Origin of the sequence: Rhizobium sp. WYCCWR10014, from assembly GCF_001657485.1 — a bacterium.
Taxonomy (GTDB): Bacteria; Pseudomonadota; Alphaproteobacteria; order Rhizobiales; family Rhizobiaceae; genus Rhizobium.
The window spans coordinates 77589-100115 of sequence record NZ_LXFU01000037.1; the positions used below are offsets into that span (position 1 = coordinate 77589).

22 protein-coding genes and 1 pseudogene are annotated in these 22527 nt (G+C 61.2%); 12 read left to right on the forward strand and 11 right to left on the reverse strand.

Translation table 11 applies throughout. The annotated features are described in order from the left end of the window. Positions 1-4: 4 nt before the first annotated feature. On the reverse strand, positions 5-982 hold the full coding sequence (locus A6U98_RS17210) for an ABC transporter substrate-binding protein (protein ID WP_064651706.1): 978 nt from the start codon (positions 980-982) through the stop codon (positions 5-7). Between the two features lie 289 nt (positions 983-1271). Beyond that, entirely contained in the window at positions 1272-2039 is a 768-nt protein-coding gene (locus A6U98_RS17215) for an alpha/beta hydrolase (protein WP_011652698.1), read from the reverse strand. A 233-nt stretch (positions 2040-2272) separates the two neighbouring features. Between A6U98_RS17215 and A6U98_RS17220 the strand changes: the two genes are divergently transcribed. The 3 genes from A6U98_RS17220 (at position 2273) to A6U98_RS17230 (ending at position 5170) form a co-directional block, all read left to right on the forward strand. Next, positions 2273-2743 (forward strand): MarR family transcriptional regulator, encoded by a 471-nt coding sequence (locus tag A6U98_RS17220; protein ID WP_064651707.1) that lies wholly within the window; start codon positions 2273-2275, stop codon positions 2741-2743. Positions 2744-2967: 224 nt separating this feature from the next. Next, positions 2968-4026 (forward strand): aldo/keto reductase, encoded by a 1059-nt coding sequence (locus A6U98_RS17225; protein WP_064651708.1) that lies wholly within the window; start codon positions 2968-2970, stop codon positions 4024-4026. A 100-nt stretch (positions 4027-4126) separates the two neighbouring features. Continuing rightward, on the forward strand, positions 4127-5170 hold the full coding sequence (locus tag A6U98_RS17230) for a DUF2278 family protein (RefSeq protein WP_064651709.1): 1044 nt from the start codon (positions 4127-4129) through the stop codon (positions 5168-5170). A gap of 39 nt (positions 5171-5209) precedes the next feature. Here the strand turns inward: A6U98_RS17230 and A6U98_RS17235 are convergent, their stop codons facing one another. Next, the gene (locus A6U98_RS17235) at positions 5210-6430 is read right to left on the reverse strand and encodes a PLP-dependent aminotransferase family protein (RefSeq protein ID WP_064651710.1); all 1221 of its coding nucleotides are present in this window, start codon (positions 6428-6430) and stop codon (positions 5210-5212) included. Positions 6431-6817: 387 nt separating this feature from the next. On the opposite strand from A6U98_RS17235, the gene A6U98_RS17240 reads away from it, so the two are divergent. The 5 genes from A6U98_RS17240 (at position 6818) to A6U98_RS17260 (ending at position 9544) form a co-directional block, all read left to right on the forward strand. Continuing rightward, entirely contained in the window at positions 6818-7918 is a 1101-nt protein-coding gene (locus A6U98_RS17240) for a branched-chain amino acid aminotransferase (RefSeq protein ID WP_064651711.1), read from the forward strand. 39 nt (positions 7919-7957) lie between these two features. Beyond that, on the forward strand, positions 7958-8278 hold the full coding sequence (locus tag A6U98_RS17245; protein WP_064651712.1) for a type II toxin-antitoxin system VapC family toxin: 321 nt from the start codon (positions 7958-7960) through the stop codon (positions 8276-8278). Between the two features lie 118 nt (positions 8279-8396). Then, the gene (locus tag A6U98_RS17250) at positions 8397-8648 is read left to right on the forward strand and encodes a hypothetical protein (protein WP_064652251.1); all 252 of its coding nucleotides are present in this window, start codon (positions 8397-8399) and stop codon (positions 8646-8648) included. Further along, positions 8632-8967: a type II toxin-antitoxin system RelE/ParE family toxin gene (locus tag A6U98_RS35945; RefSeq protein WP_082933925.1), complete on the forward strand. Its 336-nt coding sequence runs from the start codon at positions 8632-8634 to the stop codon at positions 8965-8967. Before A6U98_RS17250 ends, A6U98_RS35945 begins: the two co-directional genes overlap by 17 nt. Further along, positions 8957-9544, forward strand: a complete 588-nt coding sequence (locus A6U98_RS17260; RefSeq protein WP_064651714.1) for a class I SAM-dependent methyltransferase — start codon at positions 8957-8959, stop codon at positions 9542-9544. The genes A6U98_RS35945 and A6U98_RS17260 overlap by 11 nt, the downstream gene beginning before the upstream one ends. 49 nt (positions 9545-9593) lie before the next feature. Here A6U98_RS17260 and ilvC read toward each other — a convergent pair whose 3' ends face one another. Both ilvC and A6U98_RS17270 read right to left on the reverse strand, forming a co-directional pair. Continuing rightward, positions 9594-10613 (reverse strand): ketol-acid reductoisomerase, encoded by a 1020-nt coding sequence (ilvC, locus tag A6U98_RS17265; protein WP_003560822.1) that lies wholly within the window; start codon positions 10611-10613, stop codon positions 9594-9596. A gap of 49 nt (positions 10614-10662) precedes the next feature. Continuing rightward, entirely contained in the window at positions 10663-11328 is a 666-nt protein-coding gene (locus tag A6U98_RS17270) for a TetR/AcrR family transcriptional regulator C-terminal domain-containing protein (protein ID WP_184500644.1), read from the reverse strand. A 174-nt stretch (positions 11329-11502) separates the two neighbouring features. Between A6U98_RS17270 and A6U98_RS17275 the strand changes: the two genes are divergently transcribed. Together A6U98_RS17275 and A6U98_RS17280 are read left to right on the forward strand one after the other, a co-directional pair. After that, positions 11503-11949 (forward strand): hypothetical protein, encoded by a 447-nt coding sequence (locus A6U98_RS17275; protein WP_064651715.1) that lies wholly within the window; start codon positions 11503-11505, stop codon positions 11947-11949. Positions 11950-11971: 22 nt separating this feature from the next. Next, on the forward strand, positions 11972-12337 hold the full coding sequence (locus tag A6U98_RS17280; protein WP_064651716.1) for a DUF4087 domain-containing protein: 366 nt from the start codon (positions 11972-11974) through the stop codon (positions 12335-12337). A gap of 83 nt (positions 12338-12420) precedes the next feature. Here A6U98_RS17280 and A6U98_RS17285 read toward each other — a convergent pair whose 3' ends face one another. The 3 genes from A6U98_RS17285 to A6U98_RS17295 all read right to left on the reverse strand — a co-directional run bounded on the left by A6U98_RS17285 (position 12421) and on the right by A6U98_RS17295 (position 16198). Next, positions 12421-14103 (reverse strand): hypothetical protein, encoded by a 1683-nt coding sequence (locus tag A6U98_RS17285; RefSeq protein WP_064651717.1) that lies wholly within the window; start codon positions 14101-14103, stop codon positions 12421-12423. Then, the gene (locus A6U98_RS17290; RefSeq protein ID WP_064651718.1) at positions 14103-15161 is read right to left on the reverse strand and encodes a glycosyltransferase family 2 protein; all 1059 of its coding nucleotides are present in this window, start codon (positions 15159-15161) and stop codon (positions 14103-14105) included. The genes A6U98_RS17285 and A6U98_RS17290 overlap by 1 nt, the downstream gene beginning before the upstream one ends. Before the next feature lie 128 nt (positions 15162-15289). Continuing rightward, entirely contained in the window at positions 15290-16198 is a 909-nt protein-coding gene (locus A6U98_RS17295) for an AraC family transcriptional regulator (protein ID WP_064651719.1), read from the reverse strand. A gap of 204 nt (positions 16199-16402) precedes the next feature. On the opposite strand from A6U98_RS17295, the gene A6U98_RS17300 reads away from it, so the two are divergent. Then, positions 16403-17449 carry an NAD(P)-dependent alcohol dehydrogenase gene (locus tag A6U98_RS17300; RefSeq protein WP_012758194.1) on the forward strand — a complete coding sequence of 349 codons (1047 nt, stop codon included), beginning with the start codon at positions 16403-16405 and terminating at the stop codon, positions 17447-17449. Between the two features lie 59 nt (positions 17450-17508). Here the strand turns inward: A6U98_RS17300 and A6U98_RS17305 are convergent. The 3 genes and pseudogenes from A6U98_RS17305 to A6U98_RS17315 all read right to left on the reverse strand — a co-directional run bounded on the left by A6U98_RS17305 (position 17509) and on the right by A6U98_RS17315 (position 21512). Next, positions 17509-19463 (reverse strand): annotated as a pseudogene (locus tag A6U98_RS17305) (translation factor GTPase family protein). A 210-nt stretch (positions 19464-19673) separates the two neighbouring features. Next, positions 19674-20939 (reverse strand): NAD(P)/FAD-dependent oxidoreductase, encoded by a 1266-nt coding sequence (locus tag A6U98_RS17310; RefSeq protein WP_064651720.1) that lies wholly within the window; start codon positions 20937-20939, stop codon positions 19674-19676. A 108-nt stretch (positions 20940-21047) separates the two neighbouring features. Then, positions 21048-21512 (reverse strand): Lrp/AsnC family transcriptional regulator, encoded by a 465-nt coding sequence (locus A6U98_RS17315; protein WP_064249561.1) that lies wholly within the window; start codon positions 21510-21512, stop codon positions 21048-21050. A gap of 158 nt (positions 21513-21670) precedes the next feature. Here A6U98_RS17315 and A6U98_RS17320 point away from each other — a divergent pair, with 158 nt between their 5' ends. Further along, positions 21671-22390 carry an aspartate/glutamate racemase family protein gene (locus A6U98_RS17320; RefSeq protein ID WP_064651721.1) on the forward strand — a complete coding sequence of 240 codons (720 nt, stop codon included), beginning with the start codon at positions 21671-21673 and terminating at the stop codon, positions 22388-22390. Positions 22391-22527 lie beyond the last annotated feature (137 nt).

Here is a 22527-nt window from a genome sequence, read left to right on the forward strand (position 1 = left end):
AGGATCAGTTCGAGCCGTAGATGCCCGAGAAGGTCTTGAGATCCTGGTCGGTATTCTTCAATGCTTCGGCCGCCTTGATCGGCAGGAGTTTGATGGTGTCGCGCGCCGGAAAGCCTTCCGGCAGCTTCATGCCGTTGCGGGCCGGGATGTAGCCAAGCTTCAGGAATCCCTCCTGGCCCTTTTCGGAGAGCACGTAATCGACGAACTTCTTGGCGGCATCGGCGTTCTTCGTGCTGGCGAGGATGCCGACCGGCTCGGTGACGGCCGAAACGCCTTCGCTCGGGAAGACGAACTCGACGGGAGCGCCCTTGGCCTTCTCACGGATCGGCAGGTAATCGACAACCATGCCATAAGCCTTTTCGCCCGAGGCAACGGATTTCAACACAGCGCCATTGCCGCCGGCAGCGATCGCGCCATTTTCCGCAAGCGACTTGTAAAAGTCCCAACCGAGTCCGGGAACCGCGGCAAGCGTCTGTGCATGGATGAGGGCCGCACCCGAGGCAAGCGGGCTCGGCATGGTGACGAGGCCCTTGGCTTCCGGCTTGGTCAGGTCCTTCCAGCTCGTAGGCTTCGTCGCGGCCGAGGTGTTGTACATGATGCCGGTGGTGATCAGCTTGGTGGAATAGTAATAGCCGTCGGCATCATAAAGGGCGGCGTCGTACTCGGCAGCTTCCGGCGACTTGTAGGCCAAGAGCTTGCCGTCTTCCTTGAGACGCTCCAGCGTCACCACGTCCGCGATGAGGAGAATGTCGGCAACCGGGTTGCCCGCCTGGATTTCAGCCTGGAGTTTCGCCATGATCTTCGGCGTGCCGTCGCGCACCCAATCAACCTTGATATCGGGATTGGCGGCCATGAAGCCATCGACCGTCGCCTGCGCGTCTTCGTTCGGCTGGCTGGTGTAGAGAACGAGATTTGCGGCCGAAGCCGGAATGGCAAACAGGCTCGCAGCGACAAGTGCTGCGGCAGAGACGATCGTTTTCATGGGAGGGGTCCTCGATATTGCGTCGCCCTCCCATATTAGGAGTCGTTGACAGAGATGTGACAGGGCGCGGCGATTGGTCCACGCCCTGCACGACTACTTTGCCACCGACTGGTCGTGACCTCGCCACCCTCGCCTCGGTTGGTTCACTGAGGATCAACTAAAGCAGATGGCTGATCAGCGGGTACCTCCGCCGATACGTCGTGCAGGCAAAGCCGGTCATGGCCCGCGGACAAAACCTCCGCGGCGGCCGGCCACGGCGCTCACGCGCCGTGGCCCCTCGGATCGAATACTACTTTGCGGCCTCTTCGATCAATTCCGCCACCTTCTCGGGATGCGACACCATCACGACGTGGGAGGCGCCATCGACCACGACGGTCCGCTTGGAGCCTGCCCGCTCGGCCATGAAGCCAAGGGCTGCGGCCGGGATGTTCTTGTCGCCGGTGCCGTAGACAAACCACGACGGCAGTTTCTTCCAGGCGGGCTCGCCGGATTTTTCGGTCAGGGCAGCCTCGGTGACCGGACGTTGGGCAGCCGCCATCAGGGCCGCCTGTTCCGCCGGCACGTCGCTGGCGAACTGATCATGGAACTTGGCCTGATCGATATAGAGATCGACACCGCCGGCACTGAGCTTCACCGGGGCCGCAAGCGCTCCGCTCAGCGTACCGCCCGGAAACTTGCCGGCGAGATCTGCGACCGATTCTCCGGCATCCGGCGCGAAGGCCGCGACATAGACCAGCGACCTGACGTTGTCGTGGCCGTTGGCCGCGGTCGAAATGACCTGGCCGCCATAGGAGTGACCCACAAGGACCACGGGGCCGGCGATGCTGCCAACCACGTCGGAGACATAGGCAGCGTCGTTAGAAACGCTGCGCAGCGGATTGGCGGCTGCCACGACAGAAAAGCCGTCCTTGCGCAGGATTTCGACGACGCCGTTCCAGCTGGATGAATCGGCAAAGGCGCCATGGACGAGGACAACGGTCGGCTTGGCCGGCTGGGCCACGGCAGCACCGGAAAGAAGAGCGCCCGCCAGGGCGACGGCAGCAGCAAACTTGAACATTGGGTTATTTCCTTTCGTCGGTTGAGTTTCAAAGGAGCCGAATTGGGAGCCACAAGGGAATTTCACCTGCTTGCGCATCTGTTGATGCAGCAAACCACTCCAGCTTCCCGTGTTCGGTATATAATTTGTCAGCGATTTCTTTGTACACGATCTAATTAGGTCGCTTCCCGCGCCGAGTCAATAGCTTGCAAACAGATCGCGCACAAATTATATTGAGATCGAAGGAGAGCGTGATGAAAGACACCACATCAAATGATCTGGCTGACGTGCCCAAGATCGATGAAATGCTTTGCTTTTCGATCTATTCGGCAAGCCACGCCTTTAACCAGCTTTACCGTCCCCTGCTCGACGAGTTGGAACTCACCTATCCGCAGTTCCTTGTCATGACCGCCTTGTGGGCGCGCGACGACCGCACAGTGAAGGATCTCGGCGAGACGCTTTTTCTCGACTCCAGCACCCTCACTCCGCTGCTGAAGCGGCTGGAAAATGTCGGTTTCGTCACCCGCAACCGAAATCCCGCCGATGAGCGCCAGGTGCTCTTGCGCCTGACGCAGAAAGGACTGGCCCTCAAGAGCCGTGCCTCCCATGTGTTCGATTGCATCGGCAAGGCTGTCGATCTCGACGCCGAGGCTGTGAGCAAGATTCGAGACACAATCGCTTCGCTTCGCGACAACATTCACAAGAAAGACAAACACGAGAGCTGACGTGGCCTCCACCACGTCGACGCTGCGCCGAGACAATTTCCGTCGACAAGCCGATGACATATTGTACGATCTGCCGCTCGGCCCGGGATCGGCTATAGCCGCTAGATGGCCGGAAGATGCCGGCGCTCAGTATCTCGCCTAAGCCTCACGCAGCCGTGAATACGCACCCATTGCTATCTCGGAGCGTTGAGGTACGTCAGTCTTGTTTAAAGGGAGGAATTTCAATGGAATACCGTCTGCTCGGCCGTTCCGGCCTGAAGATTTCGACTTTGACCATGGGCACGATGACCTTCGGCGGCGTCGGCTGGGCGAAGACTGTCGGCGACCTCGGCGTTTCCGAGGCGCGCAAGATGATCGATATGTGCATCGATGCGGGCATCAATCTGATCGACACCGCCAATGCCTATTCCAACGGCGAATGCGAAAACATCATCGGCGATGTGCTCTCCGGCAAGCGGCCGCAGGGCGTGTTGCTCGCCACCAAGGCCCGCTTCAGCATGGGCGACGGCCCGAACGACCAAGGCCTGTCGCGCTACCATCTGATCCGCGAATGCGAGGCGAGCCTCAAGCGCCTGAAGACCGATGTCATCGACCTCTACCAAGTGCATGAATGGGACGGCCAGACGCCGCTTGAAGAGACGATGGAAGCCCTCGACACCCTGATCAGGCAGGGCAAGGTGCGTTATGTTGGTTGCTCGAACTATTCCGGCTGGCACATCATGAAGGCGCTTGGCATCGCCAACGAGCAGAGATACCAGCGCTTCGTCAGCCAGCAGATCCACTATACGCTGGAGGCCCGCGACGCCGAATACGAACTGCTGCCGATCTCGATCGACCAGGGCCTCGGCGTGCTGGTCTGGAGCCCGCTCGCCGGCGGTCTGCTCTCCGGCAAGCATCGCCGCAACCAGGCGGCGCCCGAAGGTACACGCCAGTTCGCCGGCTGGACCGAACCGCCGATCCGAGACGAGAACCGCCTCTGGAATATCGTCGAGACGCTGGTCGCGATCGGTGAGGAACGCAGCGTTTCCGCCGCACAGGTGGCGCTCGCCTGGCTGATCGGCCGCAAGGCGGTGACCTCGGTCATCATCGGCGGCCGCACCGAGGCCCAGTTCCGCGACAACATCGCCGCCGCCGAGCTGAAACTCACGGACGAGGAGCGCAAACGCCTCGACGCGGTCAGCCTGCCGCCGGTGATCTATCCCTACTGGCACCAGCTGAACACGGTGAGCGACAGGCTTAGTGAAGCCGATCTCGAGCTTTTTGGCCCGCATCTCCAGCGATAGGCGATCATGAATTAAGCATTGCGCGGCGAAAGAAAGGCGTCACAAAAGATGCACTTTCGCCGTGTTACCGTAAGGTCCCGCCACCCCTGCGAGGTTCTCCATGCTGAAGAATTACAAGGTCCTGAAGGGTACGGCGAGCGCACTCGCCCTCGACGACGACAACGATCCCCATATCGAAATCCGCATCGAGGCAAACGGCATCAGCTACCGTATCGCGCTTAACGTCCGCTCCAAGGAATCGCCGCACGACCTGCTCTACGCCAATATCGTCGATTTCAAGCACCCGGCGCTGACGGAGGCGCTCGAAGCCCTGCCGATGGGCCTGACCGATATCCGCAAGGACCGTCCGGAGCTTGCGATCGACTATGTCCGCGGCGGAATGATCGAACGCGAGGACATGAATGTCGCACCCTTCCAGCTATCCGGCCCGAAAAACGACCTGCGTGATTTCATCGAGCCGATCGTCCAGGAAGGCATTGCCGATTCCGACGTGCATTTCTACGCCTTCGGCGAGGCCTGGGGCCCCGAGAACAACAAGCCGGACCAATATTTCGACTTCGAACCGGGCAACGGCATCCACGACATCCACATGAACCAGGGCGACGGCGGCAGCTTCAAAGCCACCAACGGGCCGAACCAGGATGGCGCCCTTCTCGTCCATTTCAACGATACCGACGAATGGGCGGCGATCTTCCTCTGCTTCCAGTCGCAGAACTGGAATACCGATGCGGCAACCGGCCATCCGGTTTCCGACAGCCGCGGCGGCCAGGGCCGTGGCGAAGGCACGCGCCGGCCGCAGCCGATCGTCGCCTCGTCGCTGCGCATTGTCGCCGCGCTGATCAACCCGGTCAACGGCGAAGGCGGCACCGAGGCCGAAACGGTGACGATCATCAACCGCTCCGACATGGAGGCATCGCTCGAAGGCTGGAAGCTGGAGGACGAAAACGGCAGGACCCAGACGCTGTCGGGATCGCTGAGCGCAGGCGAGCTGCGCACCATAGCGCTCGATGCCGCAGCCGGCGGCCCGCAGCTTGCCAACCGCGGCGGTGACATCATCCTGCGTAATGCCGACGGTGCCGTTGCCGATCGGGTCGGCTACGGCAAGAGCGAGACGGCGAACGAAGGCTGGACGACGATCTTCTGATCGGCGCCTGGCCTTGATCTGCCAGCCGGGCGGCTGGAATCAGCCGCCGATTTCGGCCGAGATCAGCGCGCTCAGGCGGCCGATGCCATCCTCGATCATCTGCTCGTTGGCGCAGGAGAAGCTGACGCGGAAGGTGTTGGCGCCGGAACCGTCGGCGAAGAACGCCTTGCCGGGCACGAAGGCGACCTTGGCGGTTTCGAGCGATTTCGCCAGCAGCTTGGCGCCGTCCATGCCCTCCGGCAGCGTGATCCAGATGAACATGCCGCCTTCCGGCTTCGTCCAACTGGTGCCTTCAGGCATGTATTTCTCAAGCGCGGCCAGCATGCAGTCGCGGCGTCGGCTGTAGGCGGCCTTGATCTTGGCGACCTGCGCGTCAAAGCCGCGCTCGGCGACATCTGCGATTGCCATCTGGTTGATCGTCGAAGAATGCAGGTCGGCCGCCTGTTTCATCAGCACAAGCTTGCGGATGACGGGCGCATTGGCGACGATGAAACCGACACGAAGGCCGGGCGCCAGCGTCTTCGAGAAGCTGCCGCAATAGATCGTGCGCGTATCGTTGATATGGCCCTTCTCGGCGATTTCGAGCGCCAGGATCGGCGGGATCGGATCGCCGTCATAACGCAGCGACTGGTAGGCCGCATCCTCGATGACGGCGATGTCGAGATCTTCTGCCAGCGCCAGGACCTTCCTGCGGCCGTCAAGATCGACCGTTTCGCCGGTCGGATTGGAGAAGTCGGTGGAGAGATAGGCGAACTTCACCTTGCCGCCGGCAGTGGAAGCGGCCGCGCGGTAGGACTCGGGCGTCCGGTTGCCGTTCGGCGTCAGTTGGTCGTAGGCCGGTTCATAGGCGTTGAAGGCCTGCAGCGCGCCGAGATAGGTCGGCCACGTCACGAGCGCGGTGTCATGAGGCGACAGGAAGAGCTTGCCGAGATAATCGAGACCCTGCTGCGAACCGGACACGATGAAGACATTGTCGAGCTCGCAGGGGATGCCGAGAGCCGCCATCTGCCCGACCAGCCATTCGCGCAACGGCTTGTAGCCCTCGCTGACCGAATATTGCAGCGCCGAATTGACGGCGGCGCCGTCGAAGATATCGGCATAGGCCTGCTTGAATTCCTGATCCGGAAACAGCGCCGGATCAGGAATGCCGCCGGCAAAGGAGATGATGTCGGGCCGGTCGAGAAGCTTCAAAAGCTCACGGATCTCGGATGCGCGCATGCGCGACGAGCGCGACGCAAACATGGTGTCCCAGTTCAGCATGGGGTTTCCTCGTATTTTTCTATTCCCCCAGCAGACCATGTCGGAGAATTTATGTCAACAATACTGACCTATTTTCTTGTCCCTGTGACAAGTTTGAAGGTCTTATATTCCAAGCCTTGGTGGGAGATGAGCGAACGTCTTCGACAAGAATGAAACTTCCCGAACCAATCGAATCCGTTTGAGTGCCGCTGATATTCGGGATTTCACTGGAGGTGGATGCCATCCAATGTCGAAGGCGCTCAATCCGATTTTGCTGCTCGACGTCAGCTACATCAGGCGATTATTCCTCTGATCGATGCCGAAACCGGCTGATTCAGGCCTTTCCAAAACCAGCCCGGCGGCAGTAGTGTCGCCGCCACTATTCAATGTACTATCAAGGTGCCAGCAATGACCGCGACGACGACCTCTCCTGAAATCAAAATCGAATTGCACAAGTCTCCCGTCTCCGACGCCGACCGCATCCAGGCACTGGAGACGCCCGGCTTCGGTAAGGTCTTCACGGATCATATGGTCCTGGCACGATGGACTGCCGACAAGGGCTGGCACGATGCGAAGGTTACGCCGAGGCGCCCTCTGGAGCTCGATCCTGCAAGCGCCGTGCTACACTATGCTCAGGAAATTTTCGAAGGCATGAAAGCCTACAAGGCAGATGATGGCCGGATTCTGCTCTTTCGGCCCGAAGAGAACGCCCGCCGCTTCGCGCAGTCGGCGACCCGCATGGCTATGCCTCCTGTGCCCGAAGAACTCTTCCTGAAGGCGGTCGAAGAACTGGTCCGCGTTGACAAGGCCTGGATTCCATCCGGCGACGCCAGTCTCTACCTTCGTCCCTTCATGTTCGCCAACGAGGCGTTCCTGGGCGTTCGTCCCGCTCAGGAATATGTCTTCTGCATCATCGCCTCTCCGGTCGGCGCCTACTTCAAAGGCGGGGCGAAGGCGGTCTCCCTATGGGTCGAGACCGAATACACCCGTGCTGCCGCCGGCGGCACCGGCGCTGCAAAATGCGGCGGAAACTACGCAGCCAGCCTCGTGGCGCAAGCCGAGGCGGCGAAGAAGGATTGCGATCAGGTGGTCTTCCTGGACGCAGCAGAGCATCGCTGGGTCGAGGAACTCGGCGGCATGAACGTCTTCTTCGTCATGAATGACGGATCGGTGGTGACCCCGCCTCTTGGCGGCACGATCCTGCCGGGCATCACCCGTGCCTCGGTGATCGTGCTCGCTGGAGAAAAGGGCTTGCGCGTCGAGCAGCGTCCCTACTCCTTCGCGGAATGGCAGCAGGACGCAACCAGCGGCAAGCTCGTCGAAGCCTTCGCTTGCGGCACTGCCGCAGTCCTGGCGGGCATCGGCCTGGTTCGACATGCCGGTGGCGAGTTTCTGGTCGGAGACGGACAGACCGGCAAATTGACCAGCGATCTGCGCCAGCAGCTCGTCAGTCTGCAGAAAGGCGTAACGAACGATGAGCGCGGCTGGACGCGCCTTATCCCGGCCTGACCTCGCACATCCCACACGAACGGCGGCGTCAACACCGACATGGTGGGGGCGCCGCTCTCCGGCTCGCCGGCAAAGCCGCCGGGCTGGCGATCTATTCCGCTTGAGCTGTCCAAATGGCTGGCACGCGAAAAGGACGAGGAAGCCGTCGACAGCTTTATCGCTTATACCGCGACATGCATGGTTGTTTCTCTCGACACGACGCTTGCTCGCCGTGCCGCCGAAATATCGGCAGCCCACAAACTCGCCACCGCCGATGCGATCATTTATGCGACCGCGGAGCGCCACGATGCCGATATCCTGACCTGCGACGCCCATTTCAAGGATCTCGAACGCGTCATCTATATCGATAAAAAAGACTGATCCGCATGTGACCCAAGCCCTCGACGGCGCGGCACAACGCTTCTATCACAAACTGGGAAATGATAATCTGGCATCTGGAATGGCTGAAAACCGGCATGTGCAGGCGGCACCGAATCCAATGGCGAAAATGACGATCTCGCTTCCGGATAATCTGGCGGAATACGTCGAAAACCGTGTCGCAAGCGGCAGATACAGCAGTGCCGGCGCATTCCTGGCGGAGCTTATTCTGAAGGATCAGCTCCATCACAAGCTTGACGACGAAGAACTGCGCAACATTCTGAGGCAGGCTGAGGAAAGCGGCCCGAGCGAGCGACGCATTCCCGACATCCTGTCGGAAACGAAGGCAAAGCTGCGTGACAACCACCTATAGGCTGACCCGAACCGCGGACGCCGTGCTATCAGGCATCGACGAATATGCTTGCCTCAACTTCGGCGAGGCGCAGGCAGACGCCTATCTTCTCGACTGGGATAGGATTTTCGTGCTTCTTTCCCACGCTCCCTCCATGGGAGAAGAGTGCGACGAACTCGGCGCTGGCCTTCGCCGCCTCCTCCACATGCGCCACGTCGCCTTCTACCGGGTGACATCGGAAGGGATTGTCGTCATTGACATCATCGACGCCGACCGGCTCCCTGAAAGGTATCTTCAATCCAACCGACGCCCACGATCGGCCGAACAGCATGCCTCCTGACTGCACCTCCGCCTTCTATCAGGAAAATGCCGAGACATACGCCAAGCGGGCGCGCAGCCTGCCGAAGCAGCAGCTCGATGCCTTCCTCGCCGGGCTTGCGCCGGGTGCGGCAATCCTCGAACTCGGCTGCGGCGGCGGGCAGGACAGCGCCTACATGCTGTCGCAGGGTTTCGACGTGACGCCGACGGATGGCTCGACCGAGCTTGCAAGACAAGCGGAAGCTTTGATCGGCAGGCCGGTCAGGGTCATGCTGTTCCAGGAGCTCGACGCCGACAGCGCCTTCGACGGCGTCTGGGCGCATGCGAGCCTTCTCCATGTTCCTAGATTTGAACTACCCGACGTCTCCGCCCGCATCCGCCGCGCCCTGAGGCCGGGCGGCGTCCTTCATGCGAGCTTCAAGGCAGGCGATGCGGAAGGCTATGACAGCTTCGGGCGTTATTACAACTATCCCTCCGCCGAATGGCTTTCGGAGCTTTTGACGAAAGGCGGCTGGCGGAACATCGCCATAAGCGAATACGATGGCGGCGGCTATGACGGCAAGCCGACCCGCTGGCTCACCATCGGCGCAGAACGGTAAAGGCCGGAGCTTTCGCCCCGGCCTTAAACTATAACAGCTCAAAAACCGCTTAGTTGACCGACTTGTCGACCAGCTTGTTCTTGCCGATCCAGGGCATCATGCCGCGCAGCTTGGCGCCGACTTCTTCGATCGGGTGGCTGTCGTTCAGGCGGCGGATGCCCTTGAAGCGCGAGCCGCCTGCCCGGTATTCCTGCATCCAATCGGACGTGAACTTGCCGGTCTGGATGTCCTTGAGGACGCGCTTCATCTCGGCCTTGGTCTCGGCAGTGATGATGCGCGGACCGGAGACATATTCGCCCCACTCGGCCGTGTTGGAGATCGAGTAGTTCATGTTGGCGATGCCGCCTTCATAAATCAGGTCGACGATGAGCTTCACTTCGTGCAGGCACTCGAAATAGGCCATCTCAGGCGCGTAACCGGCTTCGGTGAGCGTTTCGAAACCGGCGCGGATGAGCTCGACGAGACCGCCGCAGAGAACGACCTGTTCGCCGAAGAGGTCGGTTTCGCACTCTTCGCGGAAGTTGGTTTCGATGATGCCCGAACGGCCGCCGCCGACGCCGCAGGCGTAGGAGAGAGCGAGTTCAAGCGCATTGCCGGAAGCGTTCTGGTGAACGGCAACGAGGCAGGGAACGCCGCCGCCCTTCTGGTATTCGCCGCGAACCGTGTGGCCCGGGCCCTTCGGTGCGATCATGACGACGTCGACCGAAGCCTTCGGCTCGATCAGGCCGAAGTGAACGTTGAGGCCGTGAGCGAAGGCGATGGCTGCGCCATCGCGGATGTTGCCGGCGATATCGGCCTTGTAGATGTCGGCCTGCAGTTCGTCCGGGGTCGCCATCATCATCAGGTCCGCCCAGGCGGCAGCTTCGGCAACCGTCATGACCTTGAAGCCATCGGCTTCGGCCTTCTTGACGGTCGGCGAACCGGCCTTGAGCGCGATGACGACGTTCTGGGCGCCGCTGTCCTTGAGGTTCAGTGCATGGGCACGGCCCTGCGAACCATAGCCGATGACGGCGACCTTCTTGGCCTTGATGAGGTTGAGATCGGCATCACGATCGTAATAGACGCGCATTTGAAGTTCCTTCCCTTTGCTTGTCTTGTTGACTGTCATTAAAGCGGAATCAGCCGAGAACCGGCATCTCCGCCAGAACCTTGTCCGTGCCATAGAGCCTGAGGAAGGCGGTCACCGCCCTCTCCGCCTGGCGAGCGGTATCCTTGAGGCCTGGTTCGCCGAGCAGCATGCGCACGTGCAGGTCGGAGACAACAAGGCCGTAAAGCGTGTGATAAGCCTCGTCGGCATCGGCAAAACGCAGGAGCCCTGCCCTTTTGCCGGCATCGATCAGCGCCATGGCGCGCCGGTCGATCTGGCGACGGCCGCGCTCGAGCAATAGTTTGCCGAGTTTCGAGCCGTCGCGGTTCGACTGGCCGATCGCCAGTCGGTTCAGCGCCAGCGAGACGTCGCCGGCAAGCACCTCCAGCAGGTCACGCGCAAAAATGACCACATGGTCGTGCAGGCTCGCCGCCGTCAACCGCTCGCCGTTGCGCTCGAAGGTGCGCACCTTGCTGGCCTGATAGGCGATCATCGCCGATAGCAGTCCGTCGCGATCGCCGAACCACTTGTAGAGGCTTTCCTTCGAGCAATTGGCGGCTCGCGCCACACCCGAGGTCGTCAGCGCCTTCTCGCCGCCATCGACGAGCAACTGCAGCGCCTGCTCCAGAACAGCGTTCTGGCGCGGCGAAAATTCGCTCGGCTCTGCGGTATCGACGGACACGGTTGCGGCTCCCATTCTACGTACCGTACGGTACGGTTCGCGAGGTTTATGCGATAAACCGATCAGGTCGTCAAGAAGGTTGGCTGGATTTTTTTAATACGTGAAACCGCGATGAAACACCAGAATTGGATAGGCGCGAATCCTCGGCGACCGCATAATGTCGCGCTACCATTTGCCCGGAGGCTTCGATTGTCACGCCTTTCTGCAACTCTTCTTCTGCTTGGAGCAATCCTCCTTGGCGACTCAAGCGCTCTCGCGCAGTCCGACAGCGACGTTTATAACCGCATCGAAGAGCTGCACGGCGATGCCGCGGGCTTCGACCGACCGCTGCGCCAGCTTGTCAAGGCGATGCGCTCGGACGAAGCCGAGACCATCGCCGGGCTTGGCGAATACCCGCTGACGGTCAAGGCCAATAATGAGACCTACGACGTCAAGAACGCCGAGGATTTCATCGACAATTTCGACGATCTCGTGACGCCGCAAACGCGCCGCGCCGTCGGACGCCAGCAATACAAGGATCTTTTCGTCAACAGCGACGGCGTCATGCTGGCCGGCGGCGCCGTCTGGATGGGCGCGGTCTGCGACGACAACGCTTGCGAGGCGAGCCATTGGGCGATCATCGCGATCAACAACTGATATCTGTCGAGGGGAAAAGGCAATGAGATACCAGATAGCCGCCGCGGTCATGACCGCAGCTCTTGTCGTCGCAGCCAATGCACGGGCCGCAGAGACCCGCTGCGGCTGGATCGAAAATCCGACGCCCGCCAACTGGTGGCTGGAGGACGCGGAGAACACTTGGACGATCATGACCCAGGGCGACGATGCCGGCGAGGTGGAAGGCATGGAGTTGATCTCCGACATCTCCGAACATGAGTATGTGAGAACCAACGGCAATTACGGCTATGCCTGCGCCTGCATGAGTGTGGAAACCGATGGCAAGCACCGCATCACCCGCATCCTCTCCTTCCGCCAGCTAAAGCTCGCCAAATGCCGTGCCGACAAAGCGCTGAAATTCCCCGGCTGACCAACTGATCGCCCGCATACCGGATGGTGGCCGCGATCATGACCCAATCTTCCAGAGGCAGTCGGTCCGCGAAGAGCCGCAGCCTATGACGCCCCGGCGCAACCAGAGGGGATCGAGAGAGGCTCCGCTGGCATCGTCTTGTCGATCGCGTAAAGCTTCGCAAAACCCGCATCTTCGACCAGCGTCAGGCCCGCCGGCATCAAGTTGCCGACATAGCGGTCGGGGATATCGGCATTGGCGACGAGGACGAAATCGAAACGTCTGCGCCAATCCGACAGATAAGGCGTGAAGTTTCTATATTCCTGCATCATTGCCGGGCATGAAAGTACGCCGATCGACACTAGATTGCCCTCAGGAACTGCGATCTCCGACCACGGCGGCAGAACGGAGAGCGGCTGCTTGCCTTTTGCCGTGAAAAGCGTCGGCACGAAAGCATGCGAGAAGGGCACGGCAAGCGTCGGCAAGTGCCGGAAAGTATCCAACCCCCAGGCAAAATGCCGGTTGGAGTGGGCAAGACCGCTCACTGTCTCGGGTTCATGGCCCAGAGGCAGCACGGCTGCACCGGCCGGCACTTTTTTAAGCGCAGTCTCGATGGCGGCAACATCCTTCTGCGCCAACCACCAGTTCCAGCCGATCCAGCCGGTGCGGCCGAAGACCGCGAGATTGATGGTGAGCGCCAGCAACAGCGCTTGCCGGCGCGTGAGATTGGCGAAGGGACACACCATCGCCATGGCGACGAGCGCTGCCATGATCGGAAAGCGCCAACTGATCCATCCGGTGCCGAGCATGTGGCGAGGCGAAACACAGGACAGAAGCAGCAGGCCGCACGCGGCGACGGCAAGCCCCGCATGGATGCGGATGTCGCCCGCGCGTACGGCACGCGTGCAGACGAGGATCAGTGGCAGAACCAGCACGACATCCACCACCGGCACATAGGTCGTGATGGCGGAGAGCAGATTTAGGGCGATCAGGACGATACCGTCGTTCCAGGCAAGGCCGAGACCGTTGCCACCGGCATTGGGCAAAGCCGCCGTATGGAGATAGAGCGCGAGCGGCGGCAGGACGCAGGCGCTAAGGGCCAGCGCCAACCGGCCGGCGAGCCGCATCAGACCGGCCTTCGATCGCACGATGTTAATGCGCCAGGAAAATTCGAGGCCGCAGACGATTGCCATATAGAAGCCGAGCGAGAAGATGTGCATCACCGTCAGCAGCAGCGCGGCGACAAGCCGCCAGGCAAAGACCACGGCGGGATTTCCGCCCTGCAGCCGCAGATCGACGCAGGCAAAGGCAAGCGCCATGCCGAGGCCGATCTGGAAGTTGATGAAGCCGCCGATCATGGTGGCGCACCAGCTAAGCGACAGCATGGCGGTCTGCCAATGGTGCCGGCCGCCGAAAAGCGCGCGGTGCAGGCCGATTGCCCCGAGCGGGGGCAGCACGATCGCCAGGAAAAGCAAAGTCCGCGCAAGCCTGTCGGCCCCGACGAGCGGCCCCAGCCAGGTGGCCAGAACGTCGATCCCGACATTGGTGAAGGTGCGGTTCCAATCGACCACATACATCTCAGGAAACGGCTGCTCGGCGATCCCGCCGGAAAGGAGCCAGATACGGGCGTAATGATTGGCGTAATCGAGAACTGGCGGAAAGGGAAACAGGAGAACCAGAGCCGCGGCAAGTCCGACGAATGCGACGATCGCAACGGTGGAATCCTGCCTGGCGATCGATTCCTCAGGCCCGGCTGCGGCCACAGCAGGCGCGGCAATCCGGTCCATTATCCGATCCGGCTGTTCTTTTGCGAGCGCGGCGGCTCTTCGGATGCAAAGGCCGCATCCAGCGCGGCGCGCTTGTCGCTGGCGCTCATCTCCGAGAAAGCGATCGACAATTCTGCGTGTTCACTGCCGCGCACGATCGTCTCGACCATGAACATCGGCCGCTTCTTGCTCTCCTGTACCAGACGGCCGAGATACTCGCCGATGATGCCGATGCAGATCAGCTGGATAGCGCTGAAGGCGCTGACCGCGGCCATGATCGACGACCAGCCGGTCACGGTCTCGCCCTGCAGCCAGCGAACGAAGGTGTAGACGAGCAACGCGATCGCGACGCCCGCGCTCATCATGCCAAGCCAAGTGCTGATGCGCAGCGGCGTCGTCGAAAAGCTCGTGATCGCATCCAGAGCGAAATTGATCATCTTTCGCAGAGGATATTTCGTCGTGCCGGCAAAGCGCGCGTCACGTTCGTAGGGGAGAGCCACCTGCCTGCCGCCGATCCAGCTGACCATCCCGCGGATGAAGCGATCGCGCTCCGGCATCGCCAGCAGGATATCGACGACGCGCCGGCGCATCAGCCGGAAATCACCGGTATCGCGCGGAATGGTCACGGAAGCGAGCTTGGACAAAGCGCGATAGAAAAGCGAAGCGGAGGCCAGCTTGAACCAGCTTTCGCCCTGGCGGCGCGTGCGCTGGCCGTAAACGACGTCGGCGCCGCGCTCCATGATCGGCATCATCATCAAAAGCAGCTCGGGCGGGTCCTGAAGATCGGCATCGATCAAAAGCACGCGCTCGCCCCGCGACGCGGAAAGGCCCGCCGTCGCTGCCAGCTGGTGGCCATGATTGCGCAGAAGACGAACACCGAGCACCTGCGGCACATCTGCCGCCAGAGCCGAAATGATCTCCCAGGTGCGGTCGGACGAGCCGTCATCGACGAGAATGAGCTCGAAGGCGTCGCCGGCGACACTACGACCGGCAGCGGCAGCGCGGCGGCAGAACTCGCGCAGCCCTTCTTCCTCGTTGTGACAAGGCGCGACGATGGAAAGAAATGGGACTTGCGCCATGCTGACGTCGGTGCCTGCTTGATGTTTGGCGCCAGACTAACGACGAAAGGTCAAACATCCTTTAACGATTGTCGTCGCTTTGCTTTTCGCCGATCGGACGACAACACCGTCCTTAGACGCGCGTTGCTCTATTCCGCCGCCATGATATCGCGGGCGCCGTCAACATCGCGGGCCGGCGAGGCGCCGTAGAGGCGGCTGTATTCGCGGCTGAACTGCGACGGGCTTTGATAACCGACGCGGTGGCCGGCCGTGCCCGCATCCAGGCGCTCCACGAGCATCAAGCGGCGCGCCTCATGCAGGCGGAGCTGCTTCTGATACTGCACCGGCGTCATCGCCGTCACCGACTTGAAATGATGATGGAAGGACGACACGCTCATGCTGACGCGGTCGGCGAGGTCCTCGATGCGCAGTGGCCGCGCGAAATTCTCCTTCAGCCATGCGACGGCGCGCGCGATCCTGTTGCTGTGGCTGTCTGCAGTAGCGATGTTGATCAGCCGGGCGCCATCCGGCCCGGTCAGCACCCGGTAGAGGATTTCCTGTTCGATCAGCGGCGCCATGGCAGGAATGTCGCCTGGACGATCGAGCAAGCGCAGCAGGCGGACGGCAGCATCCAGGAGCTCTGGCGGCGCGACGTTCACCGCCATCCCGCGCTGCCCGTCGGTATGGGCGGCCGGGCTCGGAATATCGATGCGACTGAGCAACTCCAGCAGCTTTTCCGAGTCGATTGCCAGCCCCAGGCAGAGATGCGGAACCTCAGGGCTCGCCTCCGTGACGCGCCAGGCGACAGGCAGGTCGAGCGAGGTCAGCAGATAGTCGCCAGTCCCGTAGCTGATAAGTTCCGTGCCGAGGCGCAGGCTCTTGGCTCCCTGCAGCACAAAGGCAAAACAGGGCCGGTAGCTGCTGTGCAGCGGATCGCTAGGCTTGGACCGACGGCTGATGTGAAGATTGCCGATATCAGTCGAAAACTCGCCGTCACCAGCCGCGAAACGCATCGCGATATCGACAATTTCCTGATAGGGGCTGAAGGGCAAAGTCATGCGGCAACTCTTTCTGTCAACTGTCTGACGCCGGCGATACCGCTCTTATCTAGAGTGCCTTGGCCATTTCACAAACAGGCCGGCGCCTCACTTTTGCAGGATCGTGCAAAAAGCTTAGAGGATCGCTCTAACCCTCTGACGCAGTTCCGGGCAATAGTCCACCATCTCTTTCAACCCCCACCACAATCGAAAAGGATGGTTCCCATGCCTATTGCAAGAGGCTACGCCGCGACCGACGCTTCCAAGCCGCTGACGCCTTTCACCTTCGAACGCCGCAACCCGAACCCCGACGACGTCGTTATCGACATCAAGTTTGCCGGCATCTGCCATTCGGACATCCACACTGTCCGCAACGAATGGAAGAACGCCGTCTATCCGATCGTGCCCGGCCATGAGATCGCCGGCATCGTATCGGCTGTCGGTTCCGATGTGACCAAATTCAAGGTTGGTGATCGCGTCGGCGTCGGCTGCTTCGTCGATTCCTGCATCGGCTGCGCCGAGCGCGACCTCGATCGGGAACAGTATATGCCGGGGCTCGCTGGCACCTACAACGACTTCGAAGCCGACCGCAAGACACGGACCCAGGGCGGCTATTCCGACTCGATCGTCGTCAGGGAAGGCTATGTCATGTCCATTCCGGACAATCTGCCGCTCGATGCCTCCGCGCCGCTGCTCTGCGCCGGCATCACGCTCTATTCGCCGCTGCGCCACTGGAATGCCGGCCCCGGCAAGAAGGTCGCGATCGTGGGCATGGGCGGTCTCGGCCACATGGGCGTCAAGCTCGGCGCCGCCATGGGCGCCGATATCACAGTTCTCTCCCAGAGCCTTTCCAAGAAGGAAGATGGGCTGAAGCTCGGCGCCAAGGAATATTACGCCACCAACGACCCGGAAACCTTCACGAAGCTCGCCGGCACATTCGACCTGATCATCTGCACGGTCAGTGCCGAGATCGACTGGAATGCCTATCTCGGCCTCCTCAAGGTGGATGGTTCCTTCGTGGTGGTGGGCGCGCCGGAAAACCCGATCCCCGTGCACGCGTTCTCGGTCATCCCAGGCCGCAAGAGCATTTCCGGTTCGATGATCGGCTCGATCAAGGAAACCCAGGAAATGCTCGACTTCTGCGGCGAGCACAACATCGTCTCCGAGATCGAGAAGATCAACATCCAGCAAGTCAACGAAGCCTATGAACGCGTCCTGAAAAGTGACGTCCGCTACCGCTTCGTCATCGACATCGCCTCGCTGGCAGCGTGAGAAAATGAGAGGCGGCTCGCGAGAGCCGCCTTTTTGCTAACGGCATCCTCCATCCGTCCTCATGCTGAGGCTCTCGTGGACTGCAGCCGCAGCAGATATTCGACTGGTTTGAACGGATCGGGGCCCGAGCGCTGCCGCGAACGTGGCAGGCCGGCCAATGGGGCATAACGGTCGAAAGAGGTTTCCATCGTCCCCGCCCCGCTTGTCAGGCCCGGCAATTGCTGCTGGACGCTCTGGATCATCGCGGACGCCATGGTGCCTTCCAGCCGAGCCATATCGTCGGCAACCACGGAATCCGTCACCGTCGCGGCAGATTTCGCAAGCAGGGTCAGCAAGCCGCTCAAGCTCTCCGCGGGCGCTTCGAGATGAAAGCGGTCGATCGGTTCGCATAAGACGGTTTGCGCGGCCGACAGCGCATCTGCCAGCACCCAAGGCGTCAACTGCCGGAAATCGGCGGCGGTGCTTGCAGGCGAGCTGTGCCGGGCTGCCGTCATCGCCACATGGCAATCGGTGACCTGCCAGCCGAAAATACCCTGCTTCAGCGTCTCGAACACAGTTTCTTCGACCGCCCTGTAAAAGCTGGCGGGCATCTGGCCCACGTCCACTTCAAGTGCAAAGCTGTTGCCTGCCCCTTCTCTACGCGGTTCGACCCGGAGGCCGACGGTAGCGAGAAACGGATTGGGCTCCTTGAAGAGGATCTGCAGGCCTTCCCCGGTTCCCACAAGCCTTTCCACTAAGATGACCGTGCTTTCCTCGAACTCAGCCTCGATACCGAAATCCGTCAGCAGGGTCGATTGGACGACCTCCTTCTGCACCTCGCCATAGAGCGATACGAAGACTTCCTCCGCATCATCGTCCCGGCGCAGATTGATCAATGGGTCCTGCTCGGCCATCTGGTTCAGAGCCAGCCAGAGCGCCGCCTTGTCGGAGGGCCTTCGGGCAAGGACGCGGGTTTCGAGACTGGGCGGGGCAAACTGCGGCCGCCCGCCCGCGAGCAGGTCGTCGCCCACTGCATCCCCGATGCGTGCGCCGGCAAGGCCGCTTACGCGCGCGATCTGCCCGGCACGGAAGCTTGCTGCGCCATGAACCCGGCCGGCCTCGAAAACGTCGATCGCGGTCACCCTATCCGGGCCCTTGGGTAAATCCAGATATTGCCGGACCCGGACCGTGCCTGACGTCAGATACATATAGGCCAGCTTTTCGCCACCCCAGCCGCGTTCGATCTTGAAGATTGTTCCGGCAATCGGTCCGTCCGGATCGAGGCGCCGGCCGGGCAATATCGTCGCAATGGCCGATGTGAGAGCCGGCACGCCGACGCCGGTCGTTGCCGCACCTGCGAAGACAGGATGCACCAGACCGCTCGCGACCTGATCGGTCAGGCAGCGTCCAAGCCTATCCGCCGTCAGCCGATCGGGCGCCAAGACGTAATCGTCGAGCAGCGCCTCGTCATTCTCCGCGAGCGCTTCGCAGAGCGGCGTGAAAAGTGGTTCGCATCCGGGAGCCAACGCCTCCACCCTGGCAAGCCTGTTGCCGGCATCGATCACGGAAGACACGGCGATGGGGCGAACTGGCAATTGGGCGGCAAGGGCCTTCAGCACATCCTCATATCGGGCGCCGAGACGATCGACCTTGTTGACGAAGAAGATGAAGGGAACGCCAAGCCGCCGCAGCGCCCGCACCAACACCCGCGTCTGGGCCTGCACGCCTTCGACGGCCGAAACGACGACGACTGCGGCATCCAGCAGTGCGAGCACCCGCTCGACCTCGGCGATGAAATCCGGGTGACCGGGCGTGTCGATGAGATTGACGATCTTGTCGCCGATCGTGAACGACACTACCGCGGCTCTGATCGTGATGCCGCGTTGCCGCTCGAGTTCGAGAGTGTCCGTCTGTGTATTGCCGGTATCGACGCTGCCGAGCTTGTCGATAACGCCGGCATCAAAAGCAGTCTTTCGGTAAGGCTAGTCTTGCCTGCATCCACATGGGCGAGGATGCCCAGATTCAAAGTGCGCATGAACCACCAACTTCTCAGAATTTCGAATGTGATTTTCGTGAGAAGTGAATCGGCGCATTGGAACCTCTACCCGCTGATAGCTACGGCTGGATGCGTAACCCCCAGTGGTCTCCGGAAGACGCCGGGCAAACCCTAAGGGCGGATCCGAAGATATGTCAAGCTTGGCTATATCGCTGCTTCGAGGCTTAGCCTTTGAGGACGGGCGAAGAGCTACTCCTCCTCCCGCATCGTCTCCCTCTGGGTGATCAGCCGGGCGCTGTGCTGGCCGCTCAGATAGATCCACAGCCAGCTCCAGGCGACGGAGAAGCGCGAGCGGGTGCCGATCAGGAAGTAGATATGGGCAAGACCCCAGATCCACCAGGCGATCCAGCCCTTCAGCTTGATCCGGCCGAAATCGATGATCGCGGCACTCTTGCCGATCGTCGCCAGGCTGCCCTGATGCCAGTAACGGAAAGGCGCCGGCGCGGGTTTGCCGGATATGCGGGCGCGGATGACCTTGGCGACGTAACCGCCCTGCTGCTTGGCGGCAGGCGCAATGCCGGGCACCGGCTTGCCGTCCTCGCGCATGACGGAGGCGGTATCGCCGACGACGAAGACGTCGGGCAGACCAGGCGCGCTCAGATCCTTCTCGACCACGACGCGCCCTGCCCGGTCGGCTGCAACATCTAGCCACCGCGCTGCCGGCGAGGCGGTGACGCCGGCTGCCCAGACGATCGTCCGGCTGGCAACGAAAGTCTCGCCGATCTTTACGCCGTCGGCGTTGCACTCAGTCACCGGCTTACCGAGATGGATTTCGACCCCGAGTTTCTCCAGCGCCTTCTGAGCATAGGCCGAAAGCTCTTCGGCGAAGGTCGGCAGTACCCGTGGGCCAGCCTCGACCAGCACAACGCGGGTCTTGCGCGTATCGATGTTGCGGAATTCCTTGGGCAGCGTGAAATGCGCAAGCTCGGCAATAATGCCGGCCAGCTCGACACCGGTCGGCCCGGCTCCGACGATGGTGAAGGTCAGAAGCGCATCGCGCACGGCAGGATCGGCCTCCATCTCCGCCTTCTCGAAGGCAAGCAGCACGCGCCGACGGATCGTCGTCGCATCCTCCAGCGTCTTCAGGCCGGGCGCCACCGGCTCCCATTCGTCGTGGCCGAAATAGGCATGCGTCGCTCCGGTCGCCAACACCAGCGTATCGTAACCAAGAGTCATGCCGTTGCGTAAGGAAACAGTCTTCGCGCCGCTGTCGACGCCGGTGACCTCTCCGAGCAGCACCGTCACGTCAGGCCGGTCGGCATAGAGGCGGCGGATCGGCCAGGCGATCTCCGAGGTGGAAAGAATGGTGGTCGCCACCTGATAGAGCAGCGGCTGGAAGAGATGGTGATTGCGCCGGTCGACCAGCGTGATCTTGACGCCGGCGCCCTTCAACCCGTTGACGAGCTGTAGCCCGCCGAAACCGCCGCCGACAACGACGACATGATGATCGCTCATGACCTACCCCTTTGCGCCACTTCGCTCAAAGCCAATGTGGCCTTCGCCGCGAAGGTTGCAACTGCCGTTTCGGCATACCTCCCCTGCATGCCGGTCGGTCGAGCTTGCTCAATCGGCATATCCAACGGGGATCGCCGTGCCGCCCTTCAGAAGCTCCATCGAGATCGACGCTGAAACATCGAAAAGCTCGATCTTCCGCACGATCTGCTTGTAGATCACATCGTAATGTTCGACGCGCGGCAGCACGATCTTCAGGATGTAATCGTGATTGCCGGTCAGACGGTGCGCCTCGACGATCTCGGGAATGTCGCTGATGATCCGGCGGAAGGTCTCCGTCCATTCGTCGGAATGGTGCGCCGTCTTGACCAGCGCGAAGACCGTCGTCGGTACGCCCATCTTTTCCCGGTCGAGCACGACGATGCGCCGGGCGATATGGCCACTCTCCTCCAGCCTTTGGATGCGCCGCGAGCAGGCCGATATCGAAAGCGCCACGCGCTCGGCAAGATCGGTCACGGATATGCCCGCATCCTTTTGCAATATATCGAGAATGCGCCTGTCGCGATCATCAAGCATGTGTCGAGCATATACCTCTCGCGTCTTTTTTGCAGGATTTCATAAAATGACGCAAAATCCTATCACATATATGACGCGAGAGACAAACAAAGCAAACACGTCGCGTCGGGATTGCGGCATCATTTTCGAAAGTTCAGAAGCATGGAGAGCATGAAGAGATGGAAACGATCGGCCTTATCGGCGGCATGAGTTTCGAAAGTTCGGCGGTCTATTATCGTGTCGTCAACGAGATGGTGCGTGACCGCAAGGGTGGCCTCGCCTCTGCCGAACTCATCCTGCATTCGGTCAATTTCGAGGAGATCGTCGCGCTTCAGAAGGCCGGCGACTGGGATATGGCTGCCCGCCGCCTCGCCGACGTGGCGCTGCGCCTGCAGATTGCCGGCGCGGGCTGCATCCTGATCTGCACCAACACCATGCATCTGATCGCCGACAAGGTCGCGGAGAAGATCTCCGTGCCACTGATCCACATCATCGACGAGACGGCGAAATCGCTGCATGCGGCCGGCCGCAAGCGCCCGCTGCTGCTCGCCACTCGCTACACGATGGAGCACGGCTTCTACAGCGACCGGATGAAGAGCCTTGGTGTTGATATCATGGTGCCCGATGCTGGCGACCGCACGACCGTGCATGACATCATCTTCAACGAACTCTGCGCCGGCAAGGTGCTCGACAGCTCTCGCGACAAGCTCATGGCGGTGATTGCACACGCCATCGACAACGGCGCCGACAGCATCATTCTCGGCTGCACCGAGATCTGCCTGATCCTCGATCCCGACCATTTGCCGCTGCCGGGCTTCGACACCACAGCGATCCATGCGCGGGCGGCGGTCGATTTCGCGCTCGGTGCAGACGAGACCGCGGAAGAAGAAGCGGCCTGACATCAGCGAATTAGTTGACTCAGTCCATTAAATGCAGGACAAGAACTCCATCTGGAGATTCTTGTCAGCTTGTTGACAAACCTCGTTCTTGACTCGGCGTCATCCTCGGCCTCGTGCCGAGGATCTGCTGCAGATGC

Excerpts from the sequence above, each read along its gene's own strand:
- A6U98_RS17210 (WP_064651706.1), bottom strand. The coding sequence starts at position 982 with ATGAAAACGATCGTCTCTGCCGCAGCACTTGTCGCTGCGAGCCTGTTT.
- A6U98_RS17215 (WP_011652698.1), bottom strand. The coding sequence starts at position 2,039 with ATGTTCAAGTTTGCTGCTGCCGTCGCCCTGGCGGGCGCTCTTCTTTCC.
- A6U98_RS17220 (WP_064651707.1), top strand. The coding sequence starts at position 2,273 with ATGAAAGACACCACATCAAATGATCTGGCTGACGTGCCCAAGATCGAT.
- A6U98_RS17225 (WP_064651708.1), top strand. The coding sequence starts at position 2,968 with ATGGAATACCGTCTGCTCGGCCGTTCCGGCCTGAAGATTTCGACTTTG.
- A6U98_RS17230 (WP_064651709.1), top strand. The coding sequence starts at position 4,127 with ATGCTGAAGAATTACAAGGTCCTGAAGGGTACGGCGAGCGCACTCGCC.
- A6U98_RS17235 (WP_064651710.1), bottom strand. The coding sequence starts at position 6,430 with ATGCTGAACTGGGACACCATGTTTGCGTCGCGCTCGTCGCGCATGCGC.
- A6U98_RS17240 (WP_064651711.1), top strand. The coding sequence starts at position 6,818 with ATGACCGCGACGACGACCTCTCCTGAAATCAAAATCGAATTGCACAAG.
- A6U98_RS17245 (WP_064651712.1), top strand. The coding sequence starts at position 7,958 with ATGGTGGGGGCGCCGCTCTCCGGCTCGCCGGCAAAGCCGCCGGGCTGG.
- A6U98_RS17250 (WP_064652251.1), top strand. The coding sequence starts at position 8,397 with ATGGCGAAAATGACGATCTCGCTTCCGGATAATCTGGCGGAATACGTC.
- A6U98_RS17260 (WP_064651714.1), top strand. The coding sequence starts at position 8,957 with ATGCCTCCTGACTGCACCTCCGCCTTCTATCAGGAAAATGCCGAGACA.
- ilvC (WP_003560822.1), bottom strand. The coding sequence starts at position 10,613 with ATGCGCGTCTATTACGATCGTGATGCCGATCTCAACCTCATCAAGGCC.
- A6U98_RS17270 (WP_184500644.1), bottom strand. The coding sequence starts at position 11,328 with ATGGGAGCCGCAACCGTGTCCGTCGATACCGCAGAGCCGAGCGAATTT.
- A6U98_RS17280 (WP_064651716.1), top strand. The coding sequence starts at position 11,972 with ATGAGATACCAGATAGCCGCCGCGGTCATGACCGCAGCTCTTGTCGTC.
- A6U98_RS17285 (WP_064651717.1), bottom strand. The coding sequence starts at position 14,103 with ATGGACCGGATTGCCGCGCCTGCTGTGGCCGCAGCCGGGCCTGAGGAA.
- A6U98_RS17290 (WP_064651718.1), bottom strand. The coding sequence starts at position 15,161 with ATGGCGCAAGTCCCATTTCTTTCCATCGTCGCGCCTTGTCACAACGAG.
- A6U98_RS17295 (WP_064651719.1), bottom strand. The coding sequence starts at position 16,198 with ATGACTTTGCCCTTCAGCCCCTATCAGGAAATTGTCGATATCGCGATG.
- A6U98_RS17300 (WP_012758194.1), top strand. The coding sequence starts at position 16,403 with ATGCCTATTGCAAGAGGCTACGCCGCGACCGACGCTTCCAAGCCGCTG.
- A6U98_RS17310 (WP_064651720.1), bottom strand. The coding sequence starts at position 20,939 with ATGAGCGATCATCATGTCGTCGTTGTCGGCGGCGGTTTCGGCGGGCTA.
- A6U98_RS17315 (WP_064249561.1), bottom strand. The coding sequence starts at position 21,512 with ATGCTTGATGATCGCGACAGGCGCATTCTCGATATATTGCAAAAGGAT.
- A6U98_RS17320 (WP_064651721.1), top strand. The coding sequence starts at position 21,671 with ATGGAAACGATCGGCCTTATCGGCGGCATGAGTTTCGAAAGTTCGGCG.